This window comes from Caenimonas sp. SL110, assembly GCF_001044395.1.
Classification (GTDB): domain Bacteria; phylum Pseudomonadota; class Gammaproteobacteria; order Burkholderiales; family Burkholderiaceae_C; genus Ramlibacter.
The window spans coordinates 1-22,673 of record NZ_JANU01000055.1; the positions used below are offsets into that span (position 1 = coordinate 1).

The 22,673-nt window shown below is 62.4% G+C and carries 13 protein-coding genes; 7 read left to right on the forward strand and 6 right to left on the reverse strand.

Annotated elements, in window-relative coordinates:
- Positions 1–60 precede the first annotated feature (60 nt).
- Complete coding sequence (locus tag AQ12_RS19640) at positions 61–6,366, forward strand: putative Ig domain-containing protein (protein WP_238587775.1); 6,306 nt, start codon at positions 61–63, stop codon at positions 6,364–6,366.
- Positions 6,367–6,443: 77 nt separating this feature from the next.
- Here the strand turns inward: AQ12_RS19640 and AQ12_RS19645 are convergent, their stop codons facing one another.
- Together AQ12_RS19645 and AQ12_RS19650 are read right to left on the reverse strand one after the other, a co-directional pair.
- The gene (locus AQ12_RS19645; RefSeq protein WP_048441668.1) at positions 6,444–8,438 is read right to left on the reverse strand and encodes a CHASE2 domain-containing protein; all 1,995 of its coding nucleotides are present in this window, start codon (positions 8,436–8,438) and stop codon (positions 6,444–6,446) included.
- A 37-nt stretch (positions 8,439–8,475) separates the two neighbouring features.
- Positions 8,476–9,558 (reverse strand): PA0069 family radical SAM protein, encoded by a 1,083-nt coding sequence (locus tag AQ12_RS19650; RefSeq protein ID WP_048441669.1) that lies wholly within the window; start codon positions 9,556–9,558, stop codon positions 8,476–8,478.
- Between the two features lie 197 nt (positions 9,559–9,755).
- On the opposite strand from AQ12_RS19650, the gene AQ12_RS19655 reads away from it, so the two are divergent.
- The 5 genes from AQ12_RS19655 (at position 9,756) to AQ12_RS19675 (ending at position 16,605) form a co-directional block, all read left to right on the forward strand.
- The gene (locus tag AQ12_RS19655; protein WP_048441670.1) at positions 9,756–10,964 is read left to right on the forward strand and encodes an adenylate/guanylate cyclase domain-containing protein; all 1,209 of its coding nucleotides are present in this window, start codon (positions 9,756–9,758) and stop codon (positions 10,962–10,964) included.
- Positions 10,965–11,014: 50 nt separating this feature from the next.
- Entirely contained in the window at positions 11,015–12,946 is a 1,932-nt protein-coding gene (locus AQ12_RS19660) for a PAS domain-containing hybrid sensor histidine kinase/response regulator (protein WP_053076813.1), read from the forward strand.
- 118 nt (positions 12,947–13,064) lie between these two features.
- A complete protein-coding gene (locus tag AQ12_RS19665) occupies positions 13,065–14,441 on the forward strand; it encodes a cytochrome ubiquinol oxidase subunit I (RefSeq protein ID WP_048441679.1) in 1,377 nt (458 codons plus the stop codon).
- A 13-nt stretch (positions 14,442–14,454) separates the two neighbouring features.
- A complete protein-coding gene (locus AQ12_RS19670) occupies positions 14,455–15,507 on the forward strand; it encodes a cytochrome d ubiquinol oxidase subunit II (protein ID WP_048441671.1) in 1,053 nt (350 codons plus the stop codon).
- 96 nt (positions 15,508–15,603) lie between these two features.
- Positions 15,604–16,605, forward strand: a complete 1,002-nt coding sequence (locus AQ12_RS19675; RefSeq protein ID WP_048441672.1) for a hypothetical protein — start codon at positions 15,604–15,606, stop codon at positions 16,603–16,605.
- A gap of 16 nt (positions 16,606–16,621) precedes the next feature.
- On the opposite strand, the gene AQ12_RS19680 is transcribed toward AQ12_RS19675, so the two are convergent.
- From AQ12_RS19680 to AQ12_RS19695, 4 genes are all read right to left on the reverse strand, one after another.
- Positions 16,622–17,581 carry a nitronate monooxygenase family protein gene (locus AQ12_RS19680; protein ID WP_048441673.1) on the reverse strand — a complete coding sequence of 320 codons (960 nt, stop codon included), beginning with the start codon at positions 17,579–17,581 and terminating at the stop codon, positions 16,622–16,624.
- Positions 17,582–17,782: 201 nt separating this feature from the next.
- Entirely contained in the window at positions 17,783–19,573 is a 1,791-nt protein-coding gene (locus AQ12_RS19685) for an acyl-CoA dehydrogenase (protein WP_048441674.1), read from the reverse strand.
- Between the two features lie 85 nt (positions 19,574–19,658).
- Entirely contained in the window at positions 19,659–20,591 is a 933-nt protein-coding gene (locus tag AQ12_RS19690; protein WP_048441675.1) for an electron transfer flavoprotein subunit alpha/FixB family protein, read from the reverse strand.
- Between the two features lies 1 nt (position 20,592).
- Entirely contained in the window at positions 20,593–21,342 is a 750-nt protein-coding gene (locus AQ12_RS19695; protein WP_048441676.1) for an electron transfer flavoprotein subunit beta/FixA family protein, read from the reverse strand.
- A 241-nt stretch (positions 21,343–21,583) separates the two neighbouring features.
- Here AQ12_RS19695 and AQ12_RS19700 point away from each other — a divergent pair, with 241 nt between their 5' ends.
- Positions 21,584–22,600 carry a TRAP transporter substrate-binding protein gene (locus tag AQ12_RS19700; RefSeq protein ID WP_048441677.1) on the forward strand — a complete coding sequence of 339 codons (1,017 nt, stop codon included), beginning with the start codon at positions 21,584–21,586 and terminating at the stop codon, positions 22,598–22,600.
- The last annotated feature ends 73 nt before the right edge of the window (positions 22,601–22,673 follow it).

Below are 22,673 nucleotides of genomic sequence, written 5' to 3' on the forward strand. Positions count from 1 at the left end.
GTTCTGGTCACAACCGAATGGACCCTCACGCGCAACATCGTCACGGATGCGAGCGGTGTCGTGACCAGCCGCACGCTGGTGTTCAACCACGCCGCTTACGAGCCGGGTCTGGACCCGCAGGCCGACATCGTGTTCGCAGGCGCGGGAGATGACTGGGTGTTCGCTGGAGCGGGCGACGACTTTGTGGATGGCGGCGCAGGAGCGGATGTTGTGTATGCAGGCAGCGGCGCAGACCTGGTGAATGGCGGCGCAGGCGCCGACGCGCTGTATGGCGACGGAACCGACACCGATCCTCAGTCCCTGGACTTCACACCGGCAGCCGGGCACGGTGACGACGCACTCTACGGCCAGGCCGGTAACGACCAGATTCGCGGTCAAGGCGGCGATGACTACCTGTCAGGCGGCGCAGACAACGACGAACTGCATGGCGATGCCGGTGACGATATCGTTGAAGGTGAATCCGGTAACGACACCTTGCGCGGGGACAACAGCCAGTCGCAGCCCGGTCAGCACGGCAAGGACCTGCTGGATGGTGGCGAGGGCGATGACCAACTGGCAGGCGACGGCAACGACGATGAACTCTTCGGCGGCGCTGGCAACGATTACCTGACCGGCGATCACAGCACGCTGGATTCGAGCCTGCACGGCAATGACTATCTCGATGGAGGCGCGGGCAACGACACGCTGTATGGACAACACGGCCTCGACACCTTGAACGGCGGCGACGGCACCGATTCCCTGTCGGGCGGTGCAGGCAACGACCAACTCGACGGCGGCAAAGGCGACGACTCGCTTGCTGGCGACGAAGGCGACGACGTTCTCTTCGGCGGCATCGGCATCGACGAGCTCAATGGCGGTGTCGACAACGACCAATTGAACGGCGGCGACGATGTCGACTACCTCCTTGGCGGCGCAGGCAACGACACCTTGAATGGCGACGCTGGCGACGATCAACTCAAAGGCGACGGCGGCAACGACTTGCTCGATGGCGGCGAAGGCAACGACACTCTGTTTGGCGACGACGGCAACGACACCCTGCAAGGGGGCGCGGGGTCCAATCAGCTGGTTGGCGGCGAAGGCGATGATTTGCTGGTCGGCGGCGATGGCAATGACACGCTTTGGGGTGAGGCCGGAAACAACACGCTCGTGGGCAGAGGCGGGGCCGATGTGTTTCATGTCAGCACTGGCGCAGACAAGACAAGCATCACCGGCGGTACGGCCGGCAGTGTGCTGGTCTTCGACTCGGGCGTGAACCAGGATGCCGTTGTCGGCGGATCGATCGCCAGCAACACGCAGACCGTCGCAATGGCCGGTGGCGGCTCTGTCGATATCGCGGGCGCTGTGGGCTTGTTCCAGTTCAGTGACGGCTCCGTTCTCAACGCAGCCCAGATGGCCACTCTGGTCCAGCAGGCCAACCTGCGCAATCAGGCCCCGCAAGTGCCTGTCGCGCCGCCTGACGCGGTCGCAGGTACGACGGCTGCCGACACGCTGACTGGCGCAGCTGCGTCGGACTATGTTTTTGGAGGCGCTGGCGACGATGTGATCGACGGTGGCGACGGCAACGACGCGATTTTTTCGGAGTCGGGCAACGACTCGATTCATGGCGCAAGCGGTGCAGACGCCCTGGTTGCAGGCATCGGCAACGATGCCGTCCACGGCGATGCAGGCGCGGACCGCCTGTGGGGTGAAGCTGGCGACGACCTTCTGTATGGCGGGAGTGGCGACGACGAGATCACGGGTGGAGCCGGGTCCGATCTGCTCGTAGGCGGTACTGGCGATGACTTGCTCACCGCAGGCGGCGCGGGTACCAAGACCTACCTTTTCGAGCTGGGCGACGGCGCGGATTTGGTGGCGGCTTTCACAGAGACACGTCACATTGTGTTCGGCGCGGGGATTGCAGCCAGTGACATCAAGATGCTGGCGAGCCCCGTCGGTGCGTCGCAGCCCTATGTCAAGGTTCAGTACAGCAACTACGACAGCGTGTTGATTCGACTGGGAACTGCGGGGCTGGTCGACTACCGTTTTGCCGATGGCACCACGCTCACGCATGCCGCCCTGGCGCAGATCGCGACGCAGACGCAACCGGCACCATACGTCGAGTTCGGCACGAGTGGCAACGACAGTCTTTTTGCCGGACTGCAAGCCACGCTGCTAGTCGGCGCCGCCGGTCACGACGCGTTGTTCGGCGGGCAATCTGACGACGAACTCAAAGGCAGCAGCGGCAACGACACCTTGTACGGCAACGATGGAGGCGACATCCTCGAAGGCGGCTTCGATGCCGATACGCTTCAGGGCGGCGCGGGAAGCGACACCTACATTTATCGACGCGCAGCGGGCAGCGACACCATCATCGAAGAGGCGTTGGCAGGTGACCTGAACACCCTGCGACTGATCGACCTCGGCTCAGCCGACGTCGCCTACACACGCGAAGCCAACGGCAGCCTGTTGATTCACATTCGCGGCTCGATCGACACCATTGAAATCAAGGACTGGTACAGCGGTGCGCCAACCCCGATTCAGCAGGTCATCTACGCCGATGGGGCAGTGCTTGACACCACCCTTCTGGGCCAGCTAACCCAAGCCAGCATCGACGGCACCAGCAGCTCCGATACCCTGACCGGAACCGCGTTCGCTGACTTCATCTCAGCCGGCGCAGGCAACGACACCATCGACGGCAAGGAAGGCAACGACCAGATCGCTGGCGGCGGCGGCTCAGACACGTACCTGCTGCGCCGTGGCATGGGGATCGACTCCATCGAGGAGGTCGCGGGTGGAACCAACGTGCTGAAACTGGGAAGCGGTCTGACATTCGATCAGCTCGTGACACAGCGGCAAGGCAACGACCTGTACCTGCACTTCACGCAAGCACCTGATGGCGTCGTGCTCAAGGGCTATTTCGATGGTGTCAACAACTGGGCCGTGATGAACGACTCCGGCGAACAAAAGACACTCGGCCAGGTGATCGCCGATGAACAAAACAGGCCGGCTCCAGACAACTTTGAAGCACTGCGATTCGACTGGATCGCATCGGCCAAAACAGCGTTGCTGCAAGCGTATGCAAACGAGAACTCGGGCTACTACAGCTACGAATACACCAGCGAATATGTGCTTGCGGTTGACTACCCGGGTTATGCGCGGGTCAGTTACGGCTTTGCAGTGGCCACCCAGGGCAGCGACGACGGTCTGATTTACCGCCAGTCCGATGAATCCAGCACAACCGAGGGCAGTGGCTTCACGACATCGACCCACACGCTGATCGTTCCGGTTTCCACGGTCAAGGTGATCGGCAGCATCGCTGGCTCCGTTGCGTTCCAGGACTACTCGCAACTGGACAGCGCCGGTCAGCCGACAAGCTACTTCTGGACAGCGGACGGCGGGTTGTCTCCTGACCCGGGCGCACTCGGTTCCAGCGGCTACAGCTACCAGTTCCAGACGGCCTATCAAACCATCACCTACACCGTGACGTTGCCCAACGGCGACGCCAACGAAATACTGGAACACATCACCGCCGGCCCGGCAGACAACTTCATCAACACCTGGGGCATGGGCACGGTCGATGGCGGCGCAGGCAATGACGTCATCCTGGTCGACAACGGCCCCGGCAGCCAATACCCGGGCCAATTCATCTACGGCGGCGAAGGCGATGACTTCCTGGTGGGGGGCTACAGCAACGACGTGCTCGCAGGCGGCGATGGCGACGACTACATGGCAGGCGGCCAGGGGCACGAACGCTACGAAATTCTCATGGGCGACTCGGGCACCAAGGTCATCGATGAAGTGTCCGCGGCGCTGCTCATTCCCGGAGTGGATTCGACATGGCTGCGCGTCAATCCTGGCGACCGTTACAGCACGGACACGCTTCGATTCGGGCCGGGCATTGAACTGACCAGCCTGGGGATCCAGCAGGGAAGCTACGTCAGTCCGCACGCCGCGCACTACGCGGACGATTGGGTTTACGACACACAGACCTTCAGCACACTGGATATCTCCTGGGGCGCGGGTAACCGCGTACGGGTGCTGCTCGCGCAAGGCGGCAGCAACCCATCCGCCGACTATCCGGAAAACGACGGACCGGGCATTGAGTTCTTCGAATTCGCTGACGGGACCGTGCTCACCATTCAGGGCATGCTGGCCTTGATCGGTCAAAGCCCCGACGATGGCCCTTCGGCCCCCGTGCTGGCGCAGCAGGTGGCCGATCAGTCGGCGCTGGAGGACCAGCAGTGGGTCTTCAGTTTTGCAGCGGCCACGTTCACCGATGCGGACGCTGGCGATACGCTGACCTACAGCGTGCGACAAGGCAGTGGCGCAGCGCTCCCGGGATGGCTGTCGTTCAATGCGCAGACCCGGACGTTTGCTGGCACTGCACTGAACGAAGATGTTGGAACCCTGAATCTCGTCATCACTGCCACCGACGGCGCAGGTGCCAGTGCGAACGCTGCCTTCAACCTGACGGTGACCAACACCAATGACGCGCCCGTTGCAACAGGTTCACTCCCAGCATGGACTGCACAGGCAGGCGCAGCCACTGCCTATACCGTGCCGACGAGCGCTTTCTCGGAAATGGATGCCGGGGACTCGCTTGCTTTCACCGCAACGCTGGATGACGGCTCTGCGCTGCCCGGCTGGCTGGGCTTTGATCCCGCCACTCGCCAACTCAGCGGTACGCCTGCCAACACGGATGGCGGTGATCTGGTGGTGAAGATCACCGCTGTCGATCAGGGCGGGCTGCAAGCGTCGCAGACGATTGCTCTTCAAGTTAACGTCGACCTCTACCTCGTGGGAACGAGAGGCAACGACTCCCTGGTGGGAGGTCCCGGAAACGATACGCTGGACGGACTTGGCGCCGGTGACACCATGCGTGGCGGCGCGGGCAACGATGTCTACCACGTCAGCACTGTCTACGACGAGGTGGTCGAGTACAGCAATGAGGGATTCGACACTGTCTTCACCACTGCGGGGCGGTACAAGGTTGATAGCAACGTAGAGGTGATCATCGTCCTGGGCACTGAACGAGGGGACGTGGAAGCGGGCGGCGCAGCACATCGCATCGTCGGGAGTTCAGCAAACAACGACCTGCGTGGTGGCGGTGGAAACGACACCCTCGACGGGGGCCCAGGCAAGGACTTGCTTGACGGCGGCACCGGAAATGACACGTTCTACGTGGACAACTTCGAAGATGAGGTTGTTGAAGGCGCTGACGATGGAACAGATGTCGTCTACTCCACATCTGCCGCATGGACCATGGGTGCGAACATCGAGCAACTGGTTCTTGTTGGCGACGGCGCAAATGCAGCGACCGGCAATACGTCCGCAAACCTGATGACCGGCAATGAATCGAACAACACCTTGAAGGGTGCCGACGGCAATGACACGCTCATCGGCGGTGGCGGCGCGGATTCGCTCGATGGCGGCCTCGGAACTGATTCAATGACTGGCGGATTGGGCGACGACACTTACGTCGTTGGTGAAGCAGGCGATGTTGTTATGGAAATGGCGGGGGAAGGCATCGACTCGGTGCGATCGTCGATCGATTACACGCTGGTGCCGACCGTTGAAAACCTGACGCTGACGGCGACCGCAATTCACGGCACAGGAAACGCCCTCAACAACTACCTGACGGGAAACGCGCACGCCAACACGCTCACCGCAAGTGCCGGGAACGACACCCTCGATGGCGGTGCCGGTTCCGACACACTGGTCGGTGGAGCCGGGGACGACTCTTACTTCACTGATGTGTCCACCGACGTCATGACGGAGGGCAGCAATGCGGGCATTGACAGCGTCTTCTCACTGGTGACGCGCACGCTGTCATCCAATCTGGAGAACCTCACTTTGCTGGGCACCGGCGCGGCCAACGGCACGGGCAATGGCGCAGCAAACCTGCTCAGAGGAAACGCCGCCTCGAACATTCTGACCGGCGCTGGTGGAGCGGATACGCTGGACGGCGGCGCTGGAGCCGACACACTCGACGGTGGCGCACTGGGTGACCTGTTCGTGCTGGCACGTGGCTACGGCGAGGACCGCGTCATCGAGACTTCCGCAAACACCGGCACGGACATCGTGAGCTTTGGTGCCGACGTGACCACCCGGCAGCTGTGGTTCCAGAAGGACGGGGTTGACCTGCTGGTGAGCGTCATCGGCACGGCTGATGCGGTTCGGATTGCGAGTTGGTACACCAGTGGCGGCACCCCTCAACTGCTGATCGAGCAATTCCGCACGAGCGGCGGCGACGTTCTGTTCGAGGGGAATGTGCAGGCGCTTGTTGATGCGATGGCCAGTTATTCGCCACCGCCGCTGGGGCAAACCACCTTCTCACCTGCATACGAAGCAGCACTCGTCGGGGTCATTGAAGCGAACTGGCAATAGTGTCTGCAGGCATTGGAAGCGGCGACTGCGCTTGATCGAACATGGATTGCGGGTCAAGCCCGCAATGACAGCCTTGCTCAGAGCTTCTCCAGCGACACCGACCCGTCCCACCCCTCACCCGGCGGCGATGCACGCATTTGATCGATGCGCTCGCCGAAGCATTGCGCGAGCGCATCGCCCGGATGCTTCGCAGCGATCGCTTTCCACTCGTTGGCCGCGGTGTCCCAGGCCTGCGCCGTGTACGCCTGCCACGCGCGGTCTGTCGCTGCGGCAAGGTCCGGGTCTTCGCACGGCGTGAACACATCGACCGCTTCGTTCTTACCCTTGACCTTCACCCGGTCAACACGCCGCATCGGCACCCGACCATCGAGCAAATCAGCCGTGCTGTTTGCAATGAGCAGTCCAATCCCATAGGCCTTGTTCGCACCTTCCAGGCGCGACGCGAGGTTCACCGTGTCGCCCAGCGCGGTGTAGTCGAACCGCAGGTCCGAGCCCATGTTGCCGACGATGGCAGGGCCTGAATTCACTCCCACCCGCATCGACACGCCGCTCGCACCCATCGCGGCAAAGCGCGGCTGCAATTCGTCCATCGCCTTTTGCATCGCAATGGCCGCTGTCACACCATGCATCGCGTGATCCGCGTCGTCCAGCGGCGCGCCCCAGAACGCCATCACGGCATCGCCGATGAATTTGTCCACCGTGCCGCCGTGGGCCATGATGACCTTGGTGACTTCATTGAGGTACAGGTTGATGACGTCGGCGACCTGCTCGGGCGTGAGCTTTTCCGACAGGGTGGTAAAGCCTGCAAGGTCCGAGAACAGCACCGTGAGTTCGCGCCGCTGGCCGCCAAGCTTGAGCTCTTCGGGATGCGCCACCATCCGGTTCACGACTTCTTCCGAGACGTACTTGCCGAACGCTGTGCGAATTTCGGTCGCGCGCCTTCGCTCTATCCAGTACGACGCCGTCGCCATGCTGAGAAATGCTGCGACCAGCGCCGCGACAGGCGTTGCCGATTGAAGCCAGTAGCTTGCCGACAGAAACTGCCACGCTGCCAGCGCAATGACCGCACCTGCGATCAGCAGCATGACGACTGCACTGCGCAGCGGATGCCAGAAGGCCAGCACCGGCAGCATCAGCAGCAGCGCCAGCGACATCAGCGCGATGTTGACGGCTTGCGAGGCCGGTGCAATGACCTGCCCCATCATCGCGTTCTCGATCAGCGTTGCGTGCACTTCCACGCCCGGTGTGAGCCTGCGCGACGCGCCAAGAAAGGGCGTGGCAAACAGGTCGCCCTGCGTGGCGGAACTTTCGGCCGTGGACCTTACTTCGCGCCCCACCAGCACGATCTGGTTGGCAAAAAAATCCGGCGCAATGGCCGGGTCGTCATTGAGCACCTGGTAGTACGACACATACGGAAATGTCCGCGCAGGGCCCAGGTGCCGGATCATGGAACCGGGCGCGACATACGGCTCCTGCACCATGTTGGGCCGCGCGCGTATCAGCGTCTTGATCGACTGGCGCCAGAACGCATCTTCGGTTTCTGGCACTTGCCGCACCACGGCATCGGCATCGAGCTGCGCGGTGACGAGACCCGTCGTCGCACCAGCCATGGTGAACTCGGGAATGGGGTCCATGCGCAACCACTGGCGCACCGACGCGGTCTCGTGATAGGCGTGGTCTGCGCCCAGCACCACATTGCCCGCGGCCTTGATCGCCGCAGCGAAGGCCTCGTCGTCACCGGGCGTGCTGCTTTTTTCGGAGAAGAGCACGTCGAATGCAATCACTGCGGCGCCGGCTTTCGTGAGTTTGTCCACCAGCTTCGCGTGTGTCTCGCGCGGCCACGGCCAGCGCTGGCCCATCTGCGTGAACGAGGCTTCGTCGATGCCCACGATGGTGATCGGCAACGATTGCTTTGGCGGGGAAGCCACGGTGAACAGGTCGTAGACCTTGAGTTCGACCACGTGCCACACCGGAAAGAACGCGAGCGCCATGCCGACGACCCAGCCGATCAGCACGGAGAAGACTGCCAGGCGGATGGCCTGCTTGCCGGGGTTCACCGCTTTGATGAGCATCCCCCAAGAATACGGGATCACGCCCCGGCTACAACGTTCAAAACAGCATCCCCTGCCCCTGCTGCCCCGGCCTTCGAAACTTTGTCGTATCCAGCACAACGCGTTCGCGGTTGAAGCCGATGCGCTCGCAGGCCTTGCGAAAGCGCTGCGCGATCAGGTCGGCCCAGATGCCCTTGCCCTTCATGCGCGTGGCGAAATCGGCGTCGTAGTCCTTGCCGCCCCGCATGTCATGCACCCGCGCCATCACGCGATCGGCGCGCTCGGGGTAGTGCACCTGCAGCCACTCGCGAAACAGCGGGCTCACCTCCCAGGGCAGGCGCAGCACGTGATAGAAGGCGCTGCGTGCCCCGGCGTCCCACGCGGCTTCGAGCACCTGCTCCATGTCGTCGGTCAGGAATGGAATCTGCGGCGCCAGGCTCACACCACAAGGCACGCCGTTCTCGGCCAGCGTGCGCAGGGTGCGAAGCCGGCGATGCGGCGCAGCGGCGCGCGGTTCGAGCTTGCGCGTGAGGTCGGCGTCCAGCGTGGTGATCGTCACGTTGATTGCCGTGAGCCCATCGCGTGCCATCGGCGCGATCAGGTCCAGGTCGCGCTCGACGCCGCTGGATTTGGTGACGAGCCCGAATGCATGGCGCGTTTGCGAGAACTGCTCGATCACCGCGCGGGTCAGGCGCAGTTCACGCTCGACCGGCTGATAGCAATCGGTCGCCGTGCCGAGCGCAATGAGCCTGGGCTCGTAGTGACGCCGGGACAGCTCTGCGCGAAGCAGCGCGGCAATATTGCGCTTGGCCACGATCTTGGTTTCGAAGTCCAGGCCGGGCGACATGTTGAGGTAACTGTGCGTGGGCCGCGCATAGCAATAGATGCATCCGTGCTCGCATCCGCGGTACGGATTGATCGACCGGTCGAAGTACACATCGGGCGACTCGTTGCTGGTGATGATGCTGCGCGCGTCTTCCCAGATGACCTGCGTTTTGGGGGTCGCGCAATCGGCTGCGCCTTCTTCGTCGCCACAAGGCCAGCCGTCGTCGAACTGCGATCGCTCGTCACGCGAGAACCGGTGCTGCATCTGGCTGGCTGAACCCCGGCCCTTGATGGATTCGATGGGGATACTGTTCATTCGTACAGTATGCGTCCTGGAGCTGGCAGCCGCAAGCATTTCAGGCCCACCGATGGGTAGATCTAGAACTTTAGGCGCAAGGCAATTTGCCTAGCAGAGCAGGTGTTTTTTCGTAACGTACGCAATGCGGCCGGTGGTCTTATCACTGCATCGCCGCCGGAGTGTACCGGCGCTGCGCCAGATACCAAGGACACCTCATGACGACCAACAGCACCGCCCCGGCGAAAGCCCGGATCCTCGTTGTGGACGACACACCGGACAACCTGTTCCTGATGAGCGCCTTGCTCGAAGACACCTATGAGGTGATGACCGCCGAATGCGGCGCGCAGGCGCTGGAGATGGTGCATTCGCTCACCCCGCCTGCGCTCATCCTGCTGGACATCATGATGCCGGAGATGGACGGCTACGAGGTGATGCGGCGCCTTCGCGGCAACCCTATCACCGCCGGCATTCCGGTCATCTTCCTGACGGCGCTGACCAGCATTGCAGAAGAGCAATTTGGCCTGGACCTGGGCGCAGTGGACTACATCACCAAGCCGATCAGCCCGCCCGTCGTGCTGGCGCGCGTCAATACGCACCTGGAGCGCAGCAGCAATGCGCGCCACCTGAAGGCGCTGTCTGAAAAACTCGGCCGCTATCTCGCGCCGCAGGTTTACAAGTCCCTGTTCGACGGCTCACGCGAAGCCGAAATCCGCACGCAGCGCAAGAAGCTCACCGTGTTCTTCTCGGACATCAAGGACTTCACCGCGTCGACCGCCAAATGGCAGCCTGAAGAGATCACCTTTCTGCTCAACAGCTATTTTTCCGAGATGTCCAAGATTGCGCAGGACTACGGCGGCACGCTCGACAAGTTCATCGGCGATGCGATGGTGATCTTCTTTGGCGACCCAGACACGCTCGGCGTGAAAGAAGACGCGCTGCAATGCGTGAAGATGGCCATGGCCATGCAGCGGCGCATGTCGGAGCTGCAGATCCTGTGGCGCGAGATGGGCTCGGACAAGACCTTCCAGGTTCGCATGGGCATCAACACCGGCTTTTGCGATGTCGGCAATTTCGGCAGCGACATCCGCATGGACTACACCATCATCGGCTCGGAAGTGAACCTCGCGGCCCGGCTGGAGCAGTCGGCTGCGCCTGGCGGCATCCTGCTGTCCAGGGAAACCTACGGGCTGGTGCGCGACGAAATCGTCGCCACCGAACTGCAGCCGATCAACGTCAAGGGCTTTGCCGACCCAGTGTCTTCATTCGCCGTTCGCGAAGTCGCGCAGGACGAGAGCGTGGCCCGCAAGGTCTTTCAGTGGGAGCGGCTGGGCATGCGCGTGCTGATCGACCTGGATCGCCTGCCATCGGCCGAGCGTGCGGCGGCGGCGGTCGAACTGCGCGAGATGGCTGATCGCCTCCACTGAAGGCCTGTCAATTCCCAATGAAAGCGACGCCGAGAGACAGCATTTCACACATGGCATCGCTGGAGACCGAGCTGGCCAGCGCGCGCTCGACGCTGGAGCTGCTGTACGCCACGCTCGACTCAGCCAGCGACGGCGTCATCGCGATCCGTCTGGATTCGCCCAGGATCCACTGCAACACCGCCTTCATGCGCATGTGGAACCTGCCTGCCGACAGGCAGGGCGACATTTCGGCACAAGAGATCATCGCGATGCAGGCTGTGCAGGTCCCCGATCCGAACGGCTTCCTGGAGGAGATCCGCACGCGCGACATTCACAAAACCGACTTCAGCGTGATCGAACTCAATGACGGCCGCGTCCTTGAGCGAACAGTTCGTCCGCAAAGGACACTGGATCGCATCGTCGGCAAGGTGGTGACTTATCGCGACGTGACATCGCGCGTGAACTTCGAACGCAAGATGATGTTCAACCACCTGGTGGTCGAGACTTCCGGTCCCATGCTGTGGATTGAGTGCGCAACAAGGCAGATCACCTACGCCAACCGCGCCGCAACACAGCTCATGGGCTACAGCGTGGGCGAACTGCTGGCGCGCCGCATCGACGACCTGGACCCCAATTGCACCGACGAGCGGGTCGCGTCCATGCATCGCCAATTGCAGGAGGCCAATGGGCCTATCAGTTTTCATGCAAGGTTTCGCACGGGCGGCGGCCAGAACATCTACATCGACGTCACGATTTCACTGGCCGAAGACGGTGAGCAGCAGGTCTATATCGCGAGCTTCAAGGACATCACAGGCCAGACGCTCGCATCGCAGGAAACGCAGCGCCAGCGGGCGCTCATGACCGCGCTCATCGGCTCGATTTCAGACATGGTCGTCTACCGCGACGCCAACGGCGTTCACCTCGGGTGCAACGGCGCCTTCGAGGAACTCGCGGGCATGACGCAGGATGACCTCGTCGGGCACACGGCACTCGAACTCTTTCCGAAAGCGCGCGCCGACATCATCAACAGCCGCGATCGCATCGTGTTCGAGTCGCTGTGCAAGGACTCGATCGAGGACAAGGTGTATTACCCCAGCGGTCGCACCGCCATCATGGAAACCATACGCAGCCCCCTCCGCGACGCCAGCGGCAAGCTGCTGGGCGTGGTGGCGATCGGCCGCGATGTGACCGCGCGCAAGCAGGCCGAAGAAGAGTTGCGCCGCGCCAAGGATCTGGCCGAGCAAGCCACGCGCATGAAGACCGACTTCCTTGCGAACATGAGCCACGAGATCCGCACACCGATGAATGCGGTGATCGGCATGTCGCACCTGGCGCTCAGGACCGAACTCACGCCGCGCCAGCGCGACTACATCAGCAAGGTGCAGTCTTCGGGCCAGCACCTGCTGGGCATCATCAACGACATCCTTGACTTCTCGAAGCTGGAGGCCGGCAAGGTCGCGATCGAGCAGGCGGGGTTCACGCTGGAGCAGTTGCTCGGTGGCGTGGCGGACCTGATTGCAGACAAGGCCGCCGCCAAGGGACTGGGGCTGGTGTTCGACGTGCCGGCCGACGTGCCGCAGCGCCTGGTCGGCGACTCGCTGCGCGTGGGGCAGATCCTCATCAACTACGCCAACAACGCGGTGAAGTACACCGAGCAGGGATCGGTCGTGATTGCGGCGCGCGTGGTCGAGCGCGACGCCGACAGCGTGTTGCTGCGCCTGTCAGTGACCGATACCGGCATCGGACTTTCACAGGAGCAGCAGCGCCGCCTGTTCCAGAGTTTCCAGCAGGCCGATACGTCGACCACCCGCAAGCACGGCGGCACGGGGCTGGGCCTGGCCATCTCGAAAAAGCTCGCCAATCTCATGGGCGGCGATGTGGGTGTGGAAAGCGATGTCGGACGCGGCAGCACGTTCTGGTTCACCGCCCGGCTGAGCCTGGACACCAGCCGTGCAGCCACGGCGCATCTACCTCCTTGTGCTGAAGGTGCGCTGGGCGGGTGATCCCAATCCCGCGTTGGCATTGTTGGGTCCGGGGCATGCACTGAATGTTCAGCACGATGCTGCCAGAATGGCCGCATGCTGTTTCACAACTGCCTTCCTTGCGTGCAGGCTCGCTGACATGGACACCTTGCTGCTATCGCGCATCCAGTTCGCCGCGAACATCAGCTTTCACATCCTGTTCCCAACGATCAACATCGCGCTGTGCTGGTTCCTCGTCTACTTTCGGTTTCGCAACCGGGCCGCGACCGGAACCAAAGAGGCGCAGCACTGGGAAGAGGCCTACTACCTCTGGACCAAGATCTTCGCGCTGACGTTTGCATTGGGTGTGGTGTCGGGCATCACGATGAGCTTCCAGTTCGGCACCAACTGGCCGGGCTACATGGAGAAAGCCGGCAACATCGCGGGCCCGCTGCTGGGCTATGAAGTGCTGACCGCTTTCTTCCTGGAAGCGACTTTCCTGGGCGTGATGCTGTTCGGGCGGGGACGCGTTTCGGATCGGGTGCACCTGGTTGCGACACTGATGGTCGCGGCCGGAACCACGCTGTCGGCATTCTGGATTCTCAGCCTCAACTCGTGGATGCAGACACCTGCGGGCTACGAGATCATCGACGGCAAGTTTCACGCGAAAGACTGGCTCGCGATTGTTTTCAACCCGTCGTTTCCGTATCGGCTCGCGCACAAGCTGCTGGCCTCGACACTCACCGCTTCGTTCCTGATTGCGGGACTGTCGGCGTGGCAACTGCTTCGCAAGACGTCCAACGGCGGCACGCACCTGGCACTGCGCACTGCCGTGATGGCTGCGGCGTTTGCCATACCGGTGCAGATCTTTGTGGGCGACCTGCACGGCCTCAACACGCTGGAGCACCAGCCCGCGAAGATCGCCGCGATCGAAGGCATCTGGCACACCGAAAAAAGCGCGCCGCTCACGCTGTTCGGATGGCCCAACGAGAAAGAAGGCCGCACCGACTACGCCGTGCAGATTCCGAAGATGGCGAGCCTGATCCTGGCGCACGACATCAACGCGGAACTCAAGGGACTCAATGAATTCCCCAACGCGCACCCGCCGGTCGCGCCGGTGTTCTGGAGCTTTCGCATCATGGTGGGCATGGGCATGCTGATGCTGCTGGTGTCGTGGTGGGGCGCGTGGACACTGTGGCGGATGCGGACGCGCTCGGGCGGCGTACCGCGAAAGCTGCTGTACGCACTGACGGCGATGACTTTTTCGGGCTGGGTGTCCACGCTGGCCGGCTGGTACGTGACCGAGATCGGACGACAGCCGTTCCTTGTCTACGGCATCCTGCGCACATCCGACCTGGTCGCGCCGCATGCGCCCGGCATGGTGCTTTCGACGCTCATCGCCTACCTGGCGGTCTATGCGTTCCTGCTCACCTCCTACGTGCTGGTCCTGATGTACATGGCGCAGCACCCGGCCATGCCAACACCTGAAACGCCGCTCAGCCCCAAGGCAGCAACCCCGGTTGGCGGACCGGCCTGAAAGGCGCACGACCATGCAGTTCACCTGGAACGAAGCACTGCCGCTTTTCTTCATGGCGGTCATGGGACTGGCCCTTCTTGCTTACGTCGTGCTCGATGGCTACGACCTGGGCGTCGGCATCCTGCTGCCGTTTGCGACCAATGAAGAAAAGGACCTGATGGTCTCCAGCATCGGCCCGTTCTGGGACGCCAATGAAACCTGGCTGGTGCTGGGCATCGGCGTCTTGCTGGTCGCGTTTCCGATGGCGCATGGCATCGTCTTGTCCGCGCTCTATTTGCCGGTGGCAGTCATGCTGATCGGGCTGACGTTGCGGGGCGTGTCCTTTGACTTTCGCGTGAAAGCGCGCGCGGCACGCAAGGGCCTGTGGAACCGCCTGTTCGCGCTCGGCTCGCTCATGGCTTCGATGGCGCAGGGCTGGATGTTGGGCAGCTACCTGACGGGCTTTGATTACCACTGGATATCGGTGCTGTTTTGCGCAGGAATCGCGCTCACCCTGCCGACCGCTTACGCGATGCTGGGCGCGGGATGGCTCATCATGAAGACGGGTGACGACCTGCAACTCAAGGCCGTTGCTTGGGCACGCAAGGTGCTGTTGCCAATGGGTGTCGCGCTGGTGGGCATTTCATTGGCGACCCCGCTGGTCAGCCACACGGTGTACGAGCGGTGGTTCAACATGCCGCAACTGATCGGCCTGCTGCCGATTCCGGTGGCTTGCGCTGTCGCTTTCTACGCGGCGTTCCTGGTGATTTCCAGGCCGAAGATCGTGGCGGCAGGTTACGGCTGGGTGGTCTTTGCCAGCACGGTGCTGATCTTCGTCATGGCCTTCATCGGGCTGGCCTACAGCATGTATCCGTACATCGTGATCGACCGGCTGACGGTGTGGCAGGCCGCCAGCGCGACCGAATCGCTGTTCGTCATCTTCATCGGCGTGGCGATCACGCTGCCGGCGATCATTGTCTATACGGTGTTCATGTACCGGGTGTTCTGGGGGAAGGCACAGGCGTTGAGCTATCTGATGCCTGCGATGGAGCCAGGCTCGGTCACCGCCGATCACAGGCGAACCTGACGGCTCTCATCCAGGTCGGCCCGGTGCTGGAACCTATCTGGAGAGCGGGTTACACAGTTGCAGGCGCTCTTTGTCGCGCGCCGGATTGGACAACCCATGCGAATTCCAGGCTTTTCAGGCTCGGTCAGGGCTCCTGCCGCGATCAGTACAGGCGGCGCCGCCCCCGCCGGCGTGCCGATCGCGCGAAAGTCCAACGTCACAGGCACCGAGGCACCGCTCAAGCCAAGGCTCACGTCGCGCACTGTCGCCGCAAGAACAGCCCCGAAGCTGGAGAACCTGGAAAGCAAGACGTGCGCGATTGACCCGCCCCTTGCGAATAGGCACAGCCCAGCGCAGCCCGAAGCCTCACCCTCGAAATCGCAAGCCGGGCAGTTCCACCCCTCGGTGGAGCCCCACCATGTGCCGCCCGCCGTGGTGGCCGCGCAGCTCGCGGCAAAGCCCACTTCTTCCCCTGAACTCCAGGAACAGATCCATCACGACATGGAAGCCCGGATTCAGAACATGGATCACAAGGCGCTTGCGAAGTTTGCGGATGAGTCGCCTGCCTTGCGGCTGGAATCGCTGAAGCGCACCACGGCAGCGATAGAAAAGCGCGCCCATCAGCTCACCCGGGAATCGATGTCGAAAGCAAGCCTCGCCGGAGAAAATGGTTCGGCTGCCGATGTATCGGCGGCGATCGATGAAGCCCGGGGCCTGTGCAGAGCCGTCGTCAGGTTCACCAATCGCGGCAAACAGATGACCTCATCCGAACTGGACGGCGCTGCAACAGACAAGCTGCGCGACGCCGCGCGCGAGACGAAGTTCTCGTGGAACACGCTCGGACGCAAATTCAACGGAAAGGATGCGGTGATCCAGGGCACGAAAGCCATCCTCGTCAACCGTGAGACCTCCCTTTCCAGAGCCTTCTCGGATCACTTGGCATTGAGTGTCACCAAGAGGCAGGAAGCCACCAACGTCAGGCTTGCGCACAAGCTCTTTTCAGAGGCCAACGCCGCGCAGGTGCAACACCGCAGGGACACCGCGGTGGAGGCCGATCGAAAGGCGCGTGACAGGGAAGCGGCTCAAAAACCGACGCTCAAGAGCGGCAACCGCAAATAAGGTGCCGCTGCGCGAATCAAAGCAGGCGCGCCTTCGCCTGCGCGTACTCGCGCTTGAGTTTCGCCACATAGTCGGCTGTCGAGGTCACTTCGGTGATCGCGCCAATGCCCTGCCCGCAGCCCCAGATGTCCTTCCAGGCCTTGGTCTTGCTGCCTTCACCACCAGCGAAATTCATCGTCTTGATGTCGCCTTCAGGCAGGTTGTCAGGGTCCATTCCAGCAGCAACGATGCTCGGGCGCAGGTAGTTGCCGTGCACCCCGGTGAACAGGCTGGAGTAGACAATGTCGTCGGAGTCGCATTCGACGATGGCCTGCTTGTACGCATCGCTCGCGCGAGCTTCATGGGTGGCGATGAAGGCCGAACCGATGTAGGCGAAGTCGGCGCCCATCGCTTGCGCGGCGAGCACTGCACCGCCGGTGGCGATCGAGCCTGACAGGGCCAACGGGCCGTCGAACCACTGACGGATTTCCTGGATCAGCGAGAACGGGCTCTTCACGCCAGCGTGTCCACCAGCACCTGCGGCAACCGCGATCAGGCCGTCGGCGCCCTTTTCGATCGCCTTGTGCGCAAACGCGTTGTTGATGATGTCGTGCAGCACGACGCCGCCATAACTGTGGATGGCTTCGTTCACATCGGTGCGCGCGCCAAGCGACGTGATGATGACCGGCACCTTGTATTTCACGACCATTTCCATGTCGTGCTCCAGCCTGTCGTTGCTGCGATGCACGATCTGGTTGATGGCGAATGGCGCGGACGGGTTTTCGGGGTTGGCCCTGTCGTAGGCCGCCAGCGTCTCGGTGACCTCGTGCAGCCATTCATCGAGCTGCGACGCGGGCCGCGCATTGAGCGCCGGCATCGAGCCGATGATGCCGGCCTTGCACTGCTCGATCACCAGCTTGGGGTTGCTGATGATGAACAGGGGCGAGCCGATGACGGGGAGGGAAAGGTTCTGGAGGACTTTGGGGAGCTTGGACATGGGTTCCGGTTCCTGGGTTGAATCTCTAGCTGTCTGGGCTGTCATTCCGGACTCGATCCGGCATCGATGAATTCAGGAGACATGGATTGCGGATCAAGTCCGCAATGACAGCCTCTCGGAGGGATGTCATGCCGGACTTGATCCGGCATCCATGAATTCGGGGTTCATGGATTGCGGATCGAGTCCGCAATGACAGCCGTTTTAAAAGGCTTCCAGCGCAAGCGCCGTCACGCTCTCCGCGCCTTCCACAATCGAATCGCGAATGCCGGGCGCCTTCGACAAAATGTGATCGGCGTAAAACCGCGCGGTCGCGATCTTCGCTTCCATGAACGCCTTGTCTTCGCCCTGCGCGCCCAGTTCTTGCGCCGCGAGCAGCGCACGCGCCATCTGCCAGCCAGCGACCACATTGCCCGCCAGCATGAGATACGGCACCGAGCCCGCGAACACCGCATTGGGCGACGCCTTGGTGTTGCCCGCGACGAATTCCACCGCATCGACGAACGCCTTGCGCGCTGCCGTCAATCGACTCGCGACCGCCTTGGCGTGAGCAGTTGCGCTCTTCATCAGAGCTTGCTCGGTCTTCTCGATCTGCGCCGCGATGCCCTTGGCGGTCTGGCCGCCATCGCGTGCCGTCTTGCGGCCGACCAGGTCATTGGCCTGGATCGCCGTCGTGCCTTCGTAGATCGTCAGGATCTTCGCGTCACGGTAATACTGCGCCGCGCCGGTCTCTTCGATGAAGCCCATGCCGCCATGCACCTGTACGCCCAGCGATGTCACTTCAAGGCTCATCTCGGTGCTGTAGCCCTTGACCAGCGGCACGAGAAATTCATAGAACGCCTGGTTCTGCTTGCGCACTTCGGCATCGGGATGGTGATGCGCCGCGTCGTACGCGGAGGCAGCCACCGTCGCCATCGCGCGGCAGCCTTCGGTGTAGGCGCGCATCGTCATCAGCATGCGCTTCACATCCGGGTGATGAATGATGGGCGCACTGGTGTTCATCGAGCCGTCGACGGGCCGCGATTGAACGCGATCCTTCGCATACGCCACGGCCTTCTGGTAGGCGCGCTCGGCAACCGCGATGCCCTGGACGCCGACCGCGTAGCGCGCCGCGTTCATCATGATGAACATGTATTCGAGGCCCCGGTTCTCCTGCCCCACGAGATAGCCCACAGCGCCCCCGTTGTCACCGAACTGCAGGACCGCCGTGGGCGATGCCTTGATGCCCAGCTTGTGCTCGATGCTCACGCAGTGCGCGTCGTTGCGCGTGCCCAGCGAGCCATCCTTGTTGACCATGAACTTGGGCACGACAAACAGGCTGATACCCTTCACGCCCTCGGGCGCACCGACCACGCGCGCCAGCACGAGATGCACGATGTTCTCGGCCATGTCGTGTTCGCCATACGTGATGTAGATCTTCGTGCCGCTGATCTTGTACGTGCCGTCGGGCTGTGGCTCTGCGCGGGTGCGCACCAACGAAAGATCGGAACCGGCTTGTGGCTCGGTGAGATTCATCGTACCGGTCCACTTGCCTGCAACCAGATTCTCCAGATAGCCAGCCTTGAGTTCATCGGAGCCTGCCGTGAGCAGCGCCTCGATAGCGCCATCGGTGAGCAGCGGGCACAGCGCAAAACTCAGGTTGGCCGAGTTCAGCATTTCGCCGCACGCCGCGCCTATGGTCTTGGGCAAACCCTGGCCGCCGAAATCGATCGGGTGTTGCAAACCCTGCCAGCCGCCTTCTGCGTACTGCTTGAATGCCTCCTTGAAGCCCGGTGTCGTCGTGACCTTGCCGTCTTTCCAGCTGGAGGGATTGCGATCGCCTTCCACGTTCAGCGGCGCAACAACGCCCTCGTTGAACTTGGCGCACTCTTCGAGCACGGCTTGCGCAGTGTCGAATCCTGCATCCTCGAATCCGGGAATCTTCGCGATCTCGTCGATGCCGGCGAGATGGCGAATGTCGAACAGCATGTCTTTGACGGGGGCTTTGTAGGTCATGTGTGTCTCCGGTATTCAGTGATGGGGCGCGACGGCACACGCCCTCACCCTAGCCCTCTCCCAGAGGGAGAGGGAACAAGGCAACTTACAGCGCTGCGATCAGCTCAGGAATCGCGGTGAACAGATCCGCTTCCAGTCCGTAATCCGCGACGCTGAAAATCGGCGCTTCCGGGTCCTTGTTGATCGCGACGATCACCTTGGAATCCTTCATGCCGGCCAGGTGCTGGATCGCGCCCGAGATGCCGGCTGCGATGTACAGCTGCGGCGCGACGATCTTGCCGGTCTGCCCCACTTGCAGGTCGTTCGCTGCATAGCCCGCGTCAACAGCAGCGCGGCTCGCGCCAATTGCTGCGCCCAGCTTGTCTGCCAGCGGCGTCATGACTTCGTTGAACTTCTCTGCCGATCCGAGCGCGCGTCCACCGGACACGATGATCTTGGCCGCCGTCAGTTCAGGCCGGTCGTTCTTGGCGATCTCGTTGCCTTCGAAGGTGCTCTTGCCGCTATCGGCGACTGCGGTGGCCGTCTCGACGCTGCCAGAGCCACCGGTCGCCGCAGCCGGATCGAAACCCGTGGTGCGAACGGTGATGACCTTCTTTTCGTCCAGGCTCTGCACCACGGCAATTGCGTTGCCGGCGTAGATCGGGCGCTCGAAGGTGTCCGGGCTGTCGATCTTGGTCACGTCGCTGATCTGGCCCACATCGAGCTTGGCAGCCACGCGCGGCGCGACGTTCTTGCCGCTGGCGGTCGCCGGGAACAGGATGTGGCTGTAGGCACCAGCAATCGCCAGCACCTGCGCCGCGACGTTCTCGGCCAGGCCGTGCGCGAAGTGCTCGCCTTCGGCGTGGATCACCTTGGTGACACCTGCAATCTGCGCGGCTGCCTTGGCTGCTTCACCAGCGTTGTGGCCTGCGACCAGCACATGCACTTCGCCGCCGCATTGCGATGCGGCAGTGACGGTGTTGAGGGTTGCGCCCTTGATGGACGCGTTGTCGTGTTCTGCAATTACGAGGGCTGTCATCTCAAATCACCTTGGCTTCGTTCTTCAACTTCGCAACAAGCGTTGCGACATCGGGGACCTTGATACCGGCGCTGCGCTTGGGCGGCTCGGACACCTTGAGCGTCTTCAGGTGCGGCTTGATCTCGACGCCGAGGTCGGCGGGCTTGAAGATATCGAGCTGCTTTTTCTTGGCCTTCATGATGTTGGGCAGCGTGACGTAACGCGGCTCGTTCAGGCGCAGGTCGGTGGTGATGATGGCCGGCAGCGTGATCGACACGGTCTCCAGGCCGCCATCGACTTCGCGTGTGACGCGCGCCTTGCCGTCGGCAATCTCGACCTTCGATGCGAAGGTGGCCTGCGGCAGGTCGCACAGTGCTGCGAGCATCTGGCCGGTCTGGTTGCAGTCGTCGTCGATCGCCTGCTTGCCCAGGATCACCAGGCCGGGCTGTTCCTTCTCGACCAGCGCCTTGAGCAGTTTGGCGACGGACAGCGGCTGCAGTTCGTCGGTCGTCTCCACCAGGATGGCGCGATCGGCGCCGATGGCCATGGCGGTGCGCAGGGTTTCCTGGCACTGCGTGACACCGCAGGAGACGGCGATGACTTCGGTGACGATGCCCTTTTCTTTCAGGCGAACCGCCTCTTCGATGGCGATCTCGTCAAAGGGGTTCATGCTCATCTTGACGTTGGCGATATCGACACCCGTGCCATCCGATTTGACCCGGACTTTCACGTTGTAGTCGACCACGCGTTTCACGGGGACCAGGACCTTCATGCTTGCGGCTCCAACTAGTTTTGGGAATTGACGTTTACGTAAACTGGAATTTTAGGTCGGACGTGGGTCCGGACCCGTGCCGGAATAAAAAAGAACGATCGTTCGTTTTTTGATTATAGGACCAGAGGTTGACAATTCATTCGCCGACCATGCGGTCGGGTAATCCGGGTAAGTATGGACCGGCGGGGGCTCTGCGCAGCCTTACATTCGAAAGCAATACCAACCTGGAGCCGAGCCCCCAATGAAACGTTACCTCTTGACCTTCGCAGCCGCTGCAGCCGCCCTGATGTGCGCGCCGGCTTCCGCCCAGACCGTACTGACCGGCTCCAGCTGGATTCACCCGACCCACGCCCTCACCGTTTCGCTGCGCGAATGGTGCGGCCTGGTCGAGAAGAATTCGAACGGCAAGGTCAAGTGCAACATCCTGCCGCGCCATGTCTCGACCGCACCCGGCACTTACGACGCCGTGCGCAACGGCCTGGTCGATGTGTCCTTCACCGTTCACGGCTACACACCCGGCCGCTTCCTGCTGACCAAGATGGCCGAGTTCCCCTTCCTGGGTGACAGCTCCGAGCCGATCTCGGTCGCGTTCAACCGCGTCGCGATGAAGTACCCGCAGTTCGGCACCGAGCATCCCGGCGTCAAGCCGCTGGCCTACTTCACGCACGGCCCTGGCGTGGTGTTCAACACCAAGAAGCCGGTCGCCAAGATGGACGACCTGCTGGGCCTGAAGTGGCGCGTGGGCGGCGGTGTGGTCAACGACATTTCCAAGGCGATCGGCATGAACGTGACGCTCAAGCCCGCGCCTGAGTCGTATGAGCTGCTGTCGGGCGGCGTGATGGACGGCACACTGTTCCCGGCCGAGTCGGTCGAGGGCTTCCGCCTGGACAAGATCATCAAGCACCAGACGATTTTCCCGGGCGGGCTGTACAACACCAGCTTCGTCTTCATGATGAACGCCGACAAGTACAACAAGCTCGCGCCCGATGAAAAGAAGGCGGTGGACGACGCCTCCGGCGAAGTGCTCGCGCGCCTGATCGGCCGCCAGTGGGACAAGGCCGACCGCCTGTCCAATGCGCTGATGCAGGCCAACAACGTCGCGACCGTCAAGGCCGATGCGAAGTTCGTCGCCGACATCAAGGCCAAGACTTCGCCGCTGGAGCAGGCCTGGGTGAAGGACGCGGAAGCCAAGGGCCTGAAGGACGCAGCCAAGGTTCTGGCCGAGTTCCGTTCGGAAATCGCGAAGGCTTCGAAGTAGGTTGTTCTGCCTTCCTCCCTCTCCCCTTGGGGAGAGGGCAGGGGTGAGGGTGCGTCCCTTACCCTGAACCCCC

What these genes read in the sequence shown, in the direction of transcription:
- AQ12_RS19660 (WP_053076813.1), top strand. Translation starts at nt 11,015, where the DNA reads ATGGCATCGCTGGAGACCGAGCTGGCCAGCGCGCGCTCGACGCTGGAG.
- AQ12_RS19685 (WP_048441674.1), bottom strand. Translation starts at nt 19,573, where the DNA reads ATGACCTACAAAGCCCCCGTCAAAGACATGCTGTTCGACATTCGCCAT.
- AQ12_RS19665 (WP_048441679.1), top strand. Translation starts at nt 13,065, where the DNA reads ATGGACACCTTGCTGCTATCGCGCATCCAGTTCGCCGCGAACATCAGC.
- AQ12_RS19700 (WP_048441677.1), top strand. Translation starts at nt 21,584, where the DNA reads ATGAAACGTTACCTCTTGACCTTCGCAGCCGCTGCAGCCGCCCTGATG.
- AQ12_RS19645 (WP_048441668.1), bottom strand. Translation starts at nt 8,438, where the DNA reads ATGCTCATCAAAGCGGTGAACCCCGGCAAGCAGGCCATCCGCCTGGCA.
- AQ12_RS19690 (WP_048441675.1), bottom strand. Translation starts at nt 20,591, where the DNA reads ATGACAGCCCTCGTAATTGCAGAACACGACAACGCGTCCATCAAGGGC.
- AQ12_RS19675 (WP_048441672.1), top strand. Translation starts at nt 15,604, where the DNA reads ATGCGAATTCCAGGCTTTTCAGGCTCGGTCAGGGCTCCTGCCGCGATC.
- AQ12_RS19655 (WP_048441670.1), top strand. Translation starts at nt 9,756, where the DNA reads ATGACGACCAACAGCACCGCCCCGGCGAAAGCCCGGATCCTCGTTGTG.
- AQ12_RS19695 (WP_048441676.1), bottom strand. Translation starts at nt 21,342, where the DNA reads ATGAAGGTCCTGGTCCCCGTGAAACGCGTGGTCGACTACAACGTGAAA.
- AQ12_RS19680 (WP_048441673.1), bottom strand. Translation starts at nt 17,581, where the DNA reads ATGTCCAAGCTCCCCAAAGTCCTCCAGAACCTTTCCCTCCCCGTCATC.
- AQ12_RS19650 (WP_048441669.1), bottom strand. Translation starts at nt 9,558, where the DNA reads ATGAACAGTATCCCCATCGAATCCATCAAGGGCCGGGGTTCAGCCAGC.
- AQ12_RS19670 (WP_048441671.1), top strand. Translation starts at nt 14,455, where the DNA reads ATGCAGTTCACCTGGAACGAAGCACTGCCGCTTTTCTTCATGGCGGTC.